General features: G+C 67.6%; 12 protein-coding genes. 2 read left to right on the top strand and 10 right to left on the bottom strand.

Features of this window, described 5'->3' with window-relative positions; all coding sequences use genetic code 11:
• Positions 1-69: 69 nt before the first annotated feature.
• Positions 70-1,758: a chloride channel protein gene (locus I8N54_RS13635; RefSeq protein ID WP_140197521.1), complete on the bottom strand. Its 1,689-nt coding sequence runs from the start codon at positions 1,756-1,758 to the stop codon at positions 70-72.
• 75 nt (positions 1,759-1,833) lie between these two features.
• Between I8N54_RS13635 and I8N54_RS13640 the strand changes: the two genes are divergently transcribed.
• Together I8N54_RS13640 and I8N54_RS13645 are read left to right on the top strand one after the other, a co-directional pair.
• A complete protein-coding gene (locus tag I8N54_RS13640; RefSeq protein ID WP_140197576.1) occupies positions 1,834-3,207 on the top strand; it encodes an FAD-binding oxidoreductase in 1,374 nt (457 codons plus the stop codon).
• Complete coding sequence (locus I8N54_RS13645; protein WP_140197520.1) at positions 3,204-3,638, top strand: SgcJ/EcaC family oxidoreductase; 435 nt, start codon at positions 3,204-3,206, stop codon at positions 3,636-3,638. Before I8N54_RS13640 ends, I8N54_RS13645 begins: the two co-directional genes overlap by 4 nt.
• A 36-nt stretch (positions 3,639-3,674) precedes the next feature.
• On the opposite strand, the gene recN is transcribed toward I8N54_RS13645, so the two are convergent.
• The 9 genes from recN to I8N54_RS13690 all read right to left on the bottom strand — a co-directional run bounded on the left by recN (position 3,675) and on the right by I8N54_RS13690 (position 14,051).
• Positions 3,675-5,321, bottom strand: a complete 1,647-nt coding sequence (recN, locus tag I8N54_RS13650; protein WP_140197519.1) for a DNA repair protein RecN — start codon at positions 5,319-5,321, stop codon at positions 3,675-3,677.
• 39 nt (positions 5,322-5,360) lie between these two features.
• A complete protein-coding gene (locus tag I8N54_RS13655) occupies positions 5,361-6,173 on the bottom strand; it encodes an outer membrane protein assembly factor BamD (protein WP_408635374.1) in 813 nt (270 codons plus the stop codon).
• Between the two features lie 158 nt (positions 6,174-6,331).
• Positions 6,332-7,246: a UDP-3-O-acyl-N-acetylglucosamine deacetylase gene (gene lpxC / locus I8N54_RS13660; protein ID WP_140197517.1), complete on the bottom strand. Its 915-nt coding sequence runs from the start codon at positions 7,244-7,246 to the stop codon at positions 6,332-6,334.
• A 319-nt stretch (positions 7,247-7,565) separates the two neighbouring features.
• Positions 7,566-9,164 carry a cell division protein FtsZ gene (gene ftsZ, locus I8N54_RS13665; RefSeq protein WP_140197516.1) on the bottom strand — a complete coding sequence of 533 codons (1,599 nt, stop codon included), beginning with the start codon at positions 9,162-9,164 and terminating at the stop codon, positions 7,566-7,568.
• Between the two features lie 415 nt (positions 9,165-9,579).
• A complete protein-coding gene (ftsA, locus tag I8N54_RS13670; RefSeq protein ID WP_140197515.1) occupies positions 9,580-10,914 on the bottom strand; it encodes a cell division protein FtsA in 1,335 nt (444 codons plus the stop codon).
• Between the two features lie 15 nt (positions 10,915-10,929).
• The gene (locus tag I8N54_RS13675; RefSeq protein WP_140197514.1) at positions 10,930-11,835 is read right to left on the bottom strand and encodes a cell division protein FtsQ/DivIB; all 906 of its coding nucleotides are present in this window, start codon (positions 11,833-11,835) and stop codon (positions 10,930-10,932) included.
• Entirely contained in the window at positions 11,823-12,737 is a 915-nt protein-coding gene (locus tag I8N54_RS13680; protein WP_232790398.1) for a D-alanine--D-alanine ligase, read from the bottom strand. Before I8N54_RS13680 ends, I8N54_RS13675 begins: the two co-directional genes overlap by 13 nt.
• A 104-nt stretch (positions 12,738-12,841) precedes the next feature.
• A complete protein-coding gene (gene murB / locus I8N54_RS13685) occupies positions 12,842-13,765 on the bottom strand; it encodes a UDP-N-acetylmuramate dehydrogenase (protein ID WP_140197512.1) in 924 nt (307 codons plus the stop codon).
• A complete protein-coding gene (locus tag I8N54_RS13690; protein WP_140197511.1) occupies positions 13,749-14,051 on the bottom strand; it encodes a hypothetical protein in 303 nt (100 codons plus the stop codon). The genes murB and I8N54_RS13690 overlap by 17 nt, the downstream gene beginning before the upstream one ends.
• Positions 14,052-14,059 lie beyond the last annotated feature (8 nt).

Consider the following 14,059-nt stretch of genomic DNA (forward strand, 5'->3'; position numbering starts at 1 on the left):
ATCTCCGGACTCAAATGTCAGCCCGGATCAGAGCAAAGCTTCCGAGTCGGCACAAGCATCGCGCGGCTTTCAGGAATGCTCCTCTGCCGCTTTCGCGGCGAGCGCGCGGTTGAAGGCGCGGAGTGCGTCGACCTGGAACAGCGCGCCCCAGAGCTCGGGCGGCTCGTCGGCGGCCTTGATGTGCACAACCGGGATGAACAGAGGATTGCCCTGCTCGAACAGCGGCATCGCCTGTTCCAGCGTGGAGGTGTCGGTGAGGTAAGTCCCGTCCTCTATCATCTCGCGGCAGGCCTCCTCCGGCGCGGCGCGGGGGGCGTCCTTGGCCCGCATCACGCTGGAGACGCGGAAGGTCGACAACAGATAGGATTGCGGTCCGGCCGCCACCCGGACGCCCCGGCGCTCCAGCTGGGTGAGGAAGAAGGACCGCGACACCAGCCGACTCGCCACCGCCGTCGAGATGGAGACGGAGACCATCACGGCGAGCCCGGTCTGCCAGTCGCCGGTCAGCTCGAACACGATCAGCGTGGTCGAGATCGGCGCGCCCAGAACGGCGGCCGCGACGGCGCCCATGCCGGCCAGCGCATAGAGCGTCCGCTCGCCCGAGACATCCGGGAAGATCCCGGTCGACACCAGCCCGAAGGCCAGCCCGGTCAGTGCCCCGACCATGAGGGAGGGAGAGAAGACCCCACCGCCCATGCGCCCACCCATGGTGATCGCCACGGCGATGACCTTCACGATCACGAAGAGCACGGCCTCGAGGAAGACGAGCTCTCCGGTCAGGGCGAGCGACGTCGTCTCGTAGCCGACGCCGATGATGTGGGGAAAGCGCGTCGCGATGATGCCGAGCAGCAGCCCGGCAAGCGCGGGCCGCGCCCAGTTCGGAAAGCCCGTGCGGATCTGGACCGCGGTGCCAATGTCCTCGGCGATGAAGATCGCGCGCATCAGGATCACCGCCACGATCCCGCAGAGCAGGCCGAGGAGCAGGAACGCCGGGAGCTCCACGTAGAAGCCGAGGACGGTCTGGTCCGGCAACGTGAATTCCGTCACGCCGCCATAGGCCAGCCGGTTGATGACGGTGCCGGCGGCGCTTGCGATCACGATCGGCGCGAAGGCGTGGACCGCGAAGTGGCGCAGCACCACTTCCAGCGCGAAGAGCGCGCCGGCGATCGGTGCGTTGAAGCTTGCGGACACGGCCCCGGCCACGGCGCAGCCGAGCAGGTCGCGCCCGGTGATGCCATCGGCGCGGATTGCCTGGGCGATCCACGTCGAGATGACTGAGGCGAGGTGGACGACCGGCCCCTCCCGCCCGGTCGAGCCGCCGGTCGACAACGTGATGAAGGACGCCGCGGCAGAGGCGAGACCCGGCTTCACCTCCACCCGCCCGTCCTGCAGCGCGGAGCCCGCGATCACATCGGCGACCGAGCGGACGCGCCCGTCCCCGCCCCACCGCTGCAGGATCAGGCCGACGATACAGCCGCCGATCACGGGGATCACGACGATCCAGTACCAGTTCAGACCGGCGGCGAAGCTGTGCAGGTGCGTGATGTCGTCAGTGCCGTACAGGGTGGCCTGCAGCCATTCGATCCCGAAGCGGAAGAGCAGCGCGGCGAACCCCGCGCCGATCCCGACGAGCAGGCCGATGAACCAGAACTGCGCCCGGCTCGGCCCGCGTTCCCGCGTGACAGTCCAGGCGTCCACGCAGACCGTCCGGACGTCGCTGGCCGCCTGGCCGAGGATGGAGGGCCGTTTGTCCTTCATTCGCGCGTCATTCGTCCGCTTTCCGTCACCCGCGCTCTGCGGTATCGAGTGGCCGACGAAGGAGACCCCATGACCATCGACATCCCCGCCGCGCTCGACGCTCTCTCTACTCTCCTAGGGGATCGCCTGAGCCGCTCCAAGGCCGATCTGGAGGCGCACGGCGCTTCCGAAAGCCATTACCCCCTCACCCCGCCCGATGCCGTGGCCTATCCACAGGACACCGCCGAGGTCGCGGGCATCCTGAAGATTTGCAACCAGCACGGTTGCCCCGTGATCGGCTGGGGCGCGGGTACGTCGCTCGAAGGCGGAGCGCTCGCGACGACTGGCGGGGTGGCGGTCGATTTCTCACGCATGGCTTCGGTGCTGGAGGTCCGGGCAGAGGACATGGTCGCCCGCGTCCAGCCCGGCATCACCCGCGAGGCGCTGAACACGGAGCTGCGCGCAACGGGGCTGTTCTTTCCGGTCGACCCGGGGGCGAATGCCTCGATCGGGGGGATGGTCGCGACGCGGGCTTCGGGGACCACGGCTGTGCGCTACGGAACGATGCGCGACAACGTCGCCGCGCTGGAAGTCGTGACGGCATCGGGCGAGGTGATCCGCACGGGCTCCGCGGCGCCGAAATCCTCGTCGGGCTATGACCTGACCTCGCTGTTCGTTGGTTCGGAAGGGACGCTCGGCCTCATCACCGAGGTGACGCTGCGCCTGCAGGGCCAGCCGGAGGCCGTCTCCGCCGGGGTCTGCGCCTTCGGCGATATCGGCTCGGCAGTCGATGCGGTGACCGAAGTGATCCTTACCGGCATCCCAATGGCCCGGATCGAGTTCCTCGACGCCGCGACGGTGGCGGCGGTTAACGGATATTCGAAGGCCGACTTCCCGGAGACACCGCACCTGTTCGTCGAATTCCACGGCACGCCTGCCGCCGTCGCCGAGCAGGCCGAACGGTTCGGCGAGATCGTGACCGAGCACGGCTGTTCCGGCTTCGACTGGTCGACGAAGACCGAAGACCGGACGCGGCTTTGGGAGATGCGCCACCATGCCTACTGGGCGATCCTCGCCTCGCGCCCCGGCTCGCGGGCGATCGTTACGGATGTCTGCGTGCCGGTCTCGCGACTGGCCGAAGCCGTCGCCGCGACGCAGGCCGACATCGAGGCCGCCGGCCTTCAGGCCCCGATCCTCGGTCACGTGGGCGACGGCAACTACCACGCGATCCTCTTGCTCGACGGGTCCGAGGAAGAGCGGATCGCGGCCGAAAAGGTCTCCTCGGCCATGGTCGAGCGGGCGCTCGAGATGGGCGGCACGGCGACCGGCGAACATGGCGTCGGCATCGGCAAGCAGAAATACATGGCGACGGAGCACGGCCCCGCCTGGGACATGATGTCGACGATCAAGCGGGCGCTCGATCCGAACGGCATCCTCAATCCCGGCAAGGTCGTACCGGCAACGGGATGAGCCTGCCTGCCTCCCCCGGGGACTTGCCGGTCGCCTTTGCGACGGCATGGGCGGCGCGGGACGCGTCTGCACTTGCCGCGCTGTTCGCAGAGGATGCGGACTTCGTGAACGTGGTCGGCATCTGGTGGGAGGATCGCGCCGCGATCGAGAAGGCTCACGCCTACGGGCTGAGAACGATCTTCGCCGACAGTCGCTTGCAGGTCGGCCGCGTCAAAGTGCGAATGCTGGGCAAGGATCACGCGGTCGTACAGGCGCGGCTGATCCTCACCGGCCAGACCGCGCCGGACGGTGGACCTGCCGGGACGCGGCGCACGATCCTGGCGTTCGTCGCCAAACGGACCGCCGATGGCTGGCAGGCGGTTGCCGCGCAGAACACAGACATCGTGCCGGGGGCAGAGACGCACCTTGCACCAGCGGACTATCGAGGATGACCGTTTTAAGGTTTCGGCAACACCCCGCGGGTAGACTTACCCTGCGATAAGGGCACGGGCGGCGTCGCGGGCCGCGTCGGTCAGCGTATCGCCAGACAACATGCGGGCGATCTCGTCCACCCGCTCGTCCCGGTCGAGCGGCACAACGGTTGAGGTCGTCTCGTCCTTGCCCTGCCGTTTCTCGACGCGCCAGTGGTGGCCGCCGAGCGCGGCAACTTGGGGAGAGTGGGTGACGACAAGGACCTGCCCACCCTCGGCCAGCTGGGCGAGGCGACGACCGACGGCGGCGGCGGTCGCGCCACCAACTCCGCGGTCGATCTCGTCGAAGATCATGGTCAGCCCGGCGCTGTCTCGCGTCAGGCAGACCTTGAGCGCGAGAAGGAAGCGTGACAGCTCACCGCCCGAGGCGATCTTGTTCAACGCGCCCGCCCGCGCGCCCGGGTTGGTCGCCACGAGGAACGTGACCGCGTCGCGTCCCTCCGGGCCCGGGTCGGCATCGGCAAGGTCGACCCGGAAGACGGCACGCTCCATCTTGAGCGGCGTCAGCTCGCCAGTCATGGCCTTCTCGAGCTTCACGCCGGCCTTGCGGCGCGTCTCCGACAACTTGCCGGCGGCAGCATCGTAGGCCTCAGCCGCCTTGCGTTCGTCGACTTCCAGCTGCGCGAGGTCGGAGTCGGAGGCGTCGAGCCGCTCCAGCCGCGCGCGAAGGCCTTCCGCGAAGGTGCCGAGCTCATCCGGCAGAACGTCATGTTTCCGCGCAAGGCCGCGCAGCGCGAAGAGCCGCTCTTCGACCGCTTCCAGCGCGTGAGGGTCGAAATCGAGCGCTTCGAGACAATCCGCGACCCCCTGCTCGGCCTCGCCGAGCGCGTCCATCGCGCGGGCCAGCGCCTCGAGCGGCGCATCGAGGCGACCCTCGGCCCCCTCGGCAGCCCCGTCGAGCCAGCGCGCCGCGTCCGAGATCATCCCCTCAGCGCCATCGCCGGTCAGCGCCTGATGCGCGCGGGCGATGTCGGTGCGAATGCGTTCGGCCGACTGCATCAGGCGGCGGCGGGAGTCGAGCTCCTCCTCCTCGCCCGGCTTCGGGTCCAGCAGATCGAGCTCACCGACGGCGTGGCGCAGGAACTCTTCCTCGTCCTTGAGCGCGCCCAGCGAGTCCTTCGCCTCCGCCAGCGCGGTGCGGGCCTTGCGCCATCCGGTCCAGGCCTGCCGTACGGAGGCGAGGTCGCTGCCGGCAAACTCATCGAGCAGCGCGCGGTGGCCACGCGGGTTCAGCAGGCCCCGGTCGTCGTGCTGGCCGTGCAGCTCGACCAGCCGGTCGGACAGGTTGCGCAGCAGCTCGCCCGTGGCGCGGGTGCCGTTGACCCATGCGGTCTTGCGGCCATCCTTGCTGTTGACGCGGCGCAGGATCAGCTCACCATCGTCGGTGTCGATCCCGGCCTCGTCGAGCACCGGCACGCAGGGGTGTCCGGCAGGCAGGTCGAAGACCGCCGTCACTTCACCCTGGTCGGCCCCGGCGCGGACCAGTTCCGCCCTGCCCCGCCAACCCAGCACGAAGCCGAGCGCGTCGAGCAGGATCGACTTGCCGGCCCCGGTCTCACCCGTCAACACGTTGAGGCCGGACTGGAACTCGAGCTCCAGCCGGTCGATGATCAGCATGTCCTTGATGTCGAGGGTGCGCAGCATGTTCTGTGATGTAGAGCGGAGTGTCTGCCCCGCCTTACCTCAAAGCCATTCGCCCCGCACCATCTGTCGGTAGATGGAGGCCAGCCAATTGTCGCCGGTCGCCCGCATCTCCAGCCCCTCACCCGTCAGCAGCGCGTAGCTTTCCTGATACCAGACGGTCGACTGGTAGTTGTGACCGAGGATAGCGCCGGCCGTCTGCGCCTCGTCCGTAAGGCCGAGCGACAGGTAGGCCTCCACCAGACGATGCAGCGCCTCGGGCGTGTGGCTGGTGGTCTGGAAGTCCTCGACCACGACCCGGAAGCGGTTCGTGGCGGCGGCGAAGTGGTTGCGCTTCAGGTAGTAGCGCCCGACCTCCATCTCCTTCGCGGCGAGGTGGTCGAAGGCGAGGTCGAATTTCAGGATCGCGGATCGCGCGTATTCGCTGTCGGGATAGACCTCGATCACGGTGCGCAGCGATTGCAGCGCCTGGAAGGTCAGGCCCTGATCGCGGCCGATCTCGTCGATCTGGTCGTAGTAGGACAGCGCCAGCAGATAGCTGGCATAGGCGGCATCTTCGTCCGCCGGGAAGAAGTCGATGAATCGCTGCGCGGCAGCGCGCGCGTTCGGGTAGTCGCGGTCCTGGTGATAGGCCGCGGCCTGCATGATGAGCGCCCGCTTCGCATATTGCGAATAGGGATAGAGCCGCTCGATCTCACCGAAGTAATAGGCCGCGTCGTCGGCCCGGTTGCGGTTCAGTTCGAACTCGCCCCGCTGAAAGATTTCCTGCGCGCTGTACCCATCCAGAGGTCCCGGATTGCGGGCGTTGAAGCCCCCGCATGCGGTCACCCCGGTGATGGCCGCCAGCAGGACCATCGTCCGGATCCGGCGCGATGCCACTTGAATTCGGCCTGCCATCCCCCGTCCTCGTCCTGCTCTTCTCTAGGTCCCTGCCTGTTGGCAGCTGCAGGGTATCAGTTCCCTAGCACAGAAGAAAACGGGGCAAAACGGACTTTTGACCGGAATGGTCACGGTCACGCGACAGCGTGCAGATCGGCGCGATCGAGGCCGGAGCCCGGCAGCCGTGCCGCCATGGAGCTGTCGCAAGCCACGTGGGCATAGTTCGTCGGATCCGCAAACAGCTTGCGCAGAAGCGCGTTGGTCACCGAGTGACCCGCCCGGATGCCCGTATAACGGCCAAGCAGCGGCGCCCCGGCGAGTGCGAGGTCGCCGAGCGCGTCGAGCATCTTGTGCCGCACCGGCTCGTCCCGGTGGCGCAGGCCGCCGGGGGACAGGACGAGGTCGCCTTCGAAGACGACGGCATTCTCCATGGTGCCGCCGAGCGCGAGGCCATTGGCGCGCATCGCCTCGACATCACGATTGCGGCAGAAGGTCCGGCTGTCGCACAGCTCACGGACGAAGGCGCCGTTGGCCATGTTCAGCACTTTGTGCTGGTGGCCGATCGCGCCGTCGGTGAACTCGATCTCGAACTCGATCTGCAGGGACGTCGCAGGCGAAAGGCGCGCGTAGGCGTCGCCGACGCGGACCTCGACCGGACGAAGTACCTTGATCGCCGATTGCGCTGCGCCCTGCGTCGTGATCCCGGCATCGAGGATGCCTTTCACGAACGGCGCGGCGGATCCGTCGACGATCGGCGCTTCGGGTCCGTCGAGCGCGATGCGGGCGTTGGTGATTCCACATCCGGCGAGCGCTGCCATCACGTGTTCGACCGTGGAGACGTCAGCGCCCTCTTCCGACACGATGCGGGTCATCAGCGGGGATTGCTGGACAAGGTCCCAACGCGCCGGGATTCGGGCCGCGCCGAGATCGCCGCGTACGAAGACGATGCCGTGATTGACCGGCGCCGGGAACAGGCCCATGCGAACAGGCCGGCCCGTGTGCAGGCCGGTGCCTTTGAACCAGACAGGTTGTTCGAGCGTGCGTTGCAAGGGTCAGTTTCCGTTCAGGCGTTCGTTTTCGGACGGGTCAGTGTTTCGTTAACACCCGACGTAGTGGTGGGGTGCCAATCCCTCAACTCACTCTTTGCAACCGTCTGAAACATCGCTGCCGCAGTGCGGCAATCGGGACTCACCGGCCGGCTATGTCGCCTGCAAGCGCCTGCTTTTCATGCATTTTCCGGATCGACCGGGCGGCCTTCCGGATTCGCAACGCGGGCATGAAAATGGGGCCGGCTCTGGGGGAAGCCGGCCCCTTTCGACCCCTGGAGGTCGTCCGCCCGCCCCGCGCCTGAAACGGGGCGGCGGTAGGTCAGTTCGCCTGGCGGCGCAGGAAGGCCGGGATCTCGATCCGTTCCTGCTCGGGATCGGGCTCCGGCTCGGAGTGATCCTGATGCAGGGTGCGAACCTGCGGCTGCGGGCGCTGGTTCGGCTGCTCGGCGGCGTGGCCGGTCATCCGGTTGATCAGCGAATTGATCCCGAAGCGGGGGCGATCTTCGTCCTCGTCACGCTCGCGGCGTTCGCCAGCGACATGACCGCTGCTCCGCTCGGCCGGAGCCTTGGCAACGGCGGCGCGCAGGCGATCGACGGCCTCGGACGACGGCTGACCGGCGGACGGTGCGCGCGGTGCGATGAAGTTGTCGCTGTCGGCATCGAGCGACGGCTCGGGCCGGGGCCGGTAGGCCGGGGGCGGCAGTTCGTCGTCGGCGTAATCGTCCTCGAAGATGTCTTCGGCCTGCTCGGAGGCGGTTTCCTCGTCATCGAAGAGGCTCGGCTCGGGCTGCTGGCGCGGGGCTGGTTCGGCCGGGCGCGGGGTCGGGGCGGCAGCGGCCGGGGCCTGACGCGGAACCGGTGCGGGCTCGGGCGCGGCTTTGGGCTCGGGCGCGTTGCGCGGCGTCACCGACGACATCGCACGGCGCGGCACCGGCGTTTCGTTGGCACGCTCGACCGCGTCGATGCCGGTGGCGACGACGGAGACGCGCATCTTGCCTTCCATGTCGGTGTCCAGCGTGGAGCCGACGATGATGTTGGCTTCCGGGTCCACCTTCTCGCGGATCTGGTTGGCCGCCTCGTCGAGCTCGAACAGGGTGAGGTCGTAGCCACCCGTGATGTTGATGAGCACGCCCTTGGCGCCGTTCAGGCTGATCTCGTCGAGCAGCGGGTTCGCTATGGCCTTCTCGGCGGCCTGGATGGCGCGATGTTCGCCTTCGGCCTCGCCCGTGCCCATCATGGCCTTGCCCATTTCGTCCATCACGGCGCGGACGTCGGCGAAGTCGAGGTTGATGAGACCCGGACGAACCATGAGGTCGGTCACGCCCTTCACACCCTGGTAGAGCACATCGTCGGCGAGCGCGAAGGCTTCGGTGAAGGTCGTGTTTTCGTTGGCGAGGCGGAAGAGGTTCTGGTTCGGGATGATGATGAGCGTATCGACGACCTTCTGGAGGGCTTCGACGCCGTCCTCGGCCTGCTTCATCCGCTTGCCGCCTTCGAACTGGAACGGCTTGGTGACGACGCCGACGGTCAGCACGCCAAGCTCACGCGCGGCCTGCGCGATGATCGGGGCCGCACCGGTGCCGGTGCCGCCGCCCATGCCAGCGGTGATGAAGCACATGTGCGCCCCGGCGAGGTGATCGACGATCTGTTCGATGCTTTCCTCGGCGGCCGCAGCACCGACGGTGGCCCGGGCGCCTGCGCCGAGCCCTTCGGTCACTTTCACGCCCATCTGGATCTTGGCGGGCGCCATCGACTGCTGAAGAGCCTGGGCGTCGGTGTTCGCGACGACGAACTCCACCCCGTCCAGCTGCTTCTCGATCATGTTGTTGACCGCGTTGCCGCCCGCGCCACCAACGCCGAAAACGGTGATGCGCGGCTTGAGCTCTTCGTGCCCCGGCATGGAGAGATTCAATGTCATGTCAGTCCGCCTGTTCTTTTGCCGACCCGTCCCGCCAGGCCGTTTTTACCTCTATTGCACAATCCTAACGATCGTGACTCGGCTCGTCACGCCAAAACCGCAATAAATCCACAAAATATGCGCGAAACGACCTCGGAGCCGGCGACATCATGCCGGTTCTCCGATCTGTAGCGGGCTGAAGACTGCCGGCTACGATATATGGCGTCGTCAGGAATGCGCGCCGCAGCGCGCGCTGCGTCGGTCCCGGTCGGCGATTCTGGTCATGGCGACTGCTCGGTCTGCCGTATCTGGCCGCCTCTGCTGTGGGCGACTCTGTGGATATAGTCCTACCGCCGGGGATTCCGGGCGGCAAGGCATTTCGAAATGATGGCCGCGGCGGAGCGGCGAACGGCCTGTGCAGGCCGTTCCCCTGCCCTTACCAGTTGTCCTTGAACCACTTCACCGCGCGCTTGAAGCTGCGGGCCGGGTAGCGTTCGGCGGGGATCTCGAAATCCCACCATTCGTCCTGGGGATGGGCCGCGAAGAGCGACAGACCAACCGCCGACGCGAAGGCCGCGCCGGTCGCCGCCTGCGGCAGCCCCTGGACGCGCAGCGGACGGCCGAGCCGCACCTGCTGGCCGAGAATCTTGGAGGCCAGCCCGTCGAGGCCTGGGATCTGGCTCGCTCCGCCGGTCAGCACGATCTGCTGGCTCGGCAGATGCTCGAAGCCGGCGGCGTCGAGGCGGGCGCGTACTTCCTCGAGGATCTCCTCGACGCGGGGGCGCATGATGCCGATCAGCTCCGCCCGGCTCACCTTGCGGCGGTCGAGTTCCCAGTCACCGGTGTCGCCGCCGATCTCGATCTGTTCGCGGTCGTCCATGCCGGTGGCGACGAGGCCGCCGTAGAAGGTCTTGATGCGTTCCGCGACCGACATCGAGACCTGTAGCCCCATCGAGATGTCGCTGGTCACGTGATCGCCGCCAAGACGCACGCTGTCGGCGTAGATCATGTGCTTGCGCATGAAGATCGAAATGCCGGTGGAGCCGCCGCCCATGTCGATGCAGGCCGCGCCCAGCTCCTGCTCATCCTCGACCAGAGACGAGACGCCGGAGACATAGGCCGAACTCGCCAGCCCCGCGATGTCGAGGTCGCAGCGGTTCACCGCGTGGATCAGGTGCTGCACGGCCATGTCCTCGACCGTCAGCAGGTGCATGTCGCAGGTCAGCTTGTTGCCGATCTGGCCGCGCGGATCGGCGAGGCCGGAGCGATGGTCGAGCGCGAAGTTCACCGGCTGGGCGTGGATCACGTGCCGGCCGTGGCCGTAGTCGGGCACGTCGCAGTTGGCGAGCACGCGACCGATGTCGGCCTCTTCCACCATCTGCCCCTGCAGATCGATGGACCCGTCGAGCCCGTAGGACCGGGGCCGCGCGCCGGACATGCAGGCAATCACGTGGTCGACCCGGACCTGCGCCATCTTCTGCGCGGCCTGCACAGCGGTGCGGATCGCGCGCTCCGTCTCGGCCATCGCGTCGATCTCGCCGAAGCGCACCCCGCGCGAGCGGGTGGTCGCGGCGCCGATCACGCGGAAGGAGCTTTGCCCGGCCATGGAGCCGACGCCGTCGCTCTCCTTGAACCGTTCCGGTCCGTCGAACCGCAGGATGAGGCAGGCGATCTTGCTCGTGCCGACGTCGAGGATCGCAATCACCCCGCGTTGCATCGCCGCCCTGCGCACATTGCGCATCGCCCGCTGGCTTTCGTAGAGCTCCTTCATCGTCGTCCCGTTCCCCTAGTCTCCGTCGGTCTCGCTCGTCCGTCTCAGGGCCGCCATCGCGGGCGGGTTGAGACGGAGCGTCGGACGTTCGGCATTGCGCATGTCGACGGCCGAGATGTCCCGGCCAAAAAGATCTTTGGCCTCGTGCAGCGCAATCACGCGCTCGAGGGCCTGTACGGCGCCGTCCGATGGCAGCAGGACACGCTGGTCCCCTGCCAGAACGACGTCCCAGCGGCGCTCACCCATCCGGACGAGTCCGCGCATGTCCTCGCCAAGCGGGCGCGCGGCGGCATAAAGCGCGAGGGCCTCGTCGAGCGCGTCTCGCGCGCCGTCGCCCACGATGAGCGGCAGATCGGGCCGGTCGGCGCGCGCCTCCAGCGGTGCGATGAAGGCACCCGTGTCATCCACGAGCTTCAGCCCGTCCTGCGCACGCCACACCGCGACCGGTTCGCGCTGCACGACCTCGACTTCGAGGATGCCACCCGAGCGCACCTGCAGGCGGGCGCTCTCCACCGCGTTCACCGCCGAAACCGTCTCGCGCAGACCTTCGAGGTCGAGCTCAAACGAAGAGATCGGGAATTCGAGTTGCACGACCTCGCCGATCTGGCGGGCGAGGTCGGCATCCGCACCTTTCACGGCGAGTGAGCCAACCATGAATTCGGGGCGGTTGCGGAAGTCGTCGCGGACTTCGGCATACTTTTCCATCAGCAGTTCGCGGTTGGCGGGCTGCGAGACCCAGATCGCGGAGATTGCACTGACGAGGATGAGTGGCACGCCAGTCCGAAGGAAGCGCGTGAAGCCGGGCGACAGCATCAGGCGGTTGTACCGGTAGCGCCAGCGGCTCGGCGCCGGATCGCGGCGGGTGGTCTCGCGCCGGTTCGCGACGGAGGCGGCGGCGGCGCGACGTCTCACCGATCGCATGACGCGTCCTCCACCAGTCGGGCACAAAGGTCAGGGAAGGAGATACCGCGATGCGCCGCCTGTTCGGGCGCGAGCGACGTCGGCGTCATGCCCGGCTGCGTGTTGGTCTCCAACACGACAAGCCCGTCGAGCCCGCGGCTGTCGTCCCAGCGGAAGTCGGTCCGCGACAGGCCGCGGCAGCCAAGCACGCGATGCGCCCGCTCAGCGTAATCGGTGCAGGCCGCGTAGACGTCAGCCGGTACCTCGGCAGGCACGACGTGGCGCGAGCCGCCCTCGGAATACTTGGCGTGATAGTCGTACCAGCCTTCCGAATAGATGTCGGTGACGCAGAGCGCCTCGCCATCAAGCACGGAACAAGTCAGGTCGCGGCCGGGAACGTAGGTCTCGACCATGACCGTCTCCGGCATCTTCTCGTCCATCAGCGGCGGCCCGTTCGCGCCGTCCGTGACGAGGTAGACCCCCACGGAGGAGCCTTCGTTGTAGGGCTTCACCACGTAGGGCGGAGCCATCACGTGTGCGCGTCCGACCTCGGCCTTGCTGGCAAGCAGGCTTTCGACGACCGGCAGGCCCTCGTTGCGGAACGCGGCCTTGGCGCGCTCCTTGTCCATGGCCAGGGCGGAGGCGAGCACGCCGGAATGAGTGTAGGGAATGCGCAGCCATTCGAGCAGGCCCTGCACGCAGCCGTCCTCGCCCCACCGGCCGTGGAGCGCATTGAACACCCTGTCGGGGGCTTCCGCCCTTAGGCGCTGGACGAGGTCGTCACCGGCGTCGATCTCGACCACGGAATAGCCTGCGTCGCGCAAGGCAGCCGCGCACTCCTTGCCGGTCGACAGAGAGACCTCGCGTTCGGCCGAAGGACCGCCCATCAGGACTGCAACCAGTGCGGACTCCCCGCCTGTCATTCTGACACCGCCTCACGCGGGCCGTTCGCGCGACCCGTCAGTTTCTGCATTTCCGGAGTGCCTTGACCCGTTGCCTTCGGATCGCGGCGTACCTGCTCGTTTTGTTACGGGATCGGTTCGCCGACCCTCATGATTTCCCACTCTAGCGTGAGCCCGGAGGTTTCGTAAACCCTTTTTCGGACGGACTCGCCCAACGATTCAAGGTCTTGCGCGGTCGCATCACCGGCGTTGGTCAGGAAGTTGGAATGTTTCAGGTTCATCACGGCGCCGCCCACCGTCGCGCCGCGCATTCCCGCATCGTCGATGAGCTTCCACGCCTTGAGGTCGTGCGTGTCGTCATCCCGTCCGGTCGAGGAAAAGCCCGCCGGATTGCGGAAAGTGGAGCCCGCGGTGCGGTCCTTCGTCGGCTGCGTCTCGTCCCGCCGGGCGACCTGGTCCGCCATCTTCCTGGTCAGCGCATCGGCGTCGCCCTCGGGCGCCTCGAACAGCGCGTCCACGATCACGGCACCGTCTGGCAGCGCGGAGGAACGATAGGCCAGCGACAGCGCCTCGGCCGGCAGGACCTTCACCTCGCCGGAACGGAGGACGACCGTCACTTCGACCAGGTGGTCCTTGGTGTAGACGCCGTAGCAGCCCGCGTTCATCGTGACCGCGCCGCCGATCGTACCGGGGATCGTGCGCAGGAACGTCAGGTCGAGCCCCGCCGCTGCCGCGCGCTTCGCCACCTGCGCGTCGAGCGCGGCGGCCCCCGCCCGGACGCGGTTGCCCTCGATTTCGGTGCCATTGAAGCCACGGCCAAGCCGGATGACGACACCCCGCACACCGCCGTCGCGCACGATCAGGTTGGAACCGACACCCATCGGAAAATGCGGCACCTCGGGCGGAAGCGCGGCAAGAAAGTCGGACAGGTCGTCGAGATCGGCCGGCTGGAACAGCCAGTCCGCCGGCCCTCCGACCCGCATCCAGGTAAGGTCGGCGAGCGGGCGGCCTTGGGTCAGTCGGCCCCGGACTTCAGGAAGCTGTGTCATGGGGCGTTGTCTGCCCCGCTTTTCTCCGGCGGTAAAGGCCGGCGAGACCACCGACGAGGATGCCCACCGCGACCGGGGCGATCATCACGAAGGCGATGATACCGTAGCCGATCGCGTCCCAGCCGCTGTCCTGCGCCCTGCCCTCGAACACGAACCAGGCCGCGACGAGCGCCAGCATCACCATCGACAGGATCCACGGCAGGGTCCGCCCCTTGCGGGTCAGCACGAACCCCGGCCCGATCCCGATCGCGATGCCGATGAGAACGATGATCGTGACCTGGCCCAACGTGGCGA

The sequence above is a fragment of the Pelagovum pacificum genome, assembly GCF_016134045.1.
GTDB lineage: Bacteria > Pseudomonadota > Alphaproteobacteria > Rhodobacterales > Rhodobacteraceae > Oceanicola > Oceanicola pacificus_A.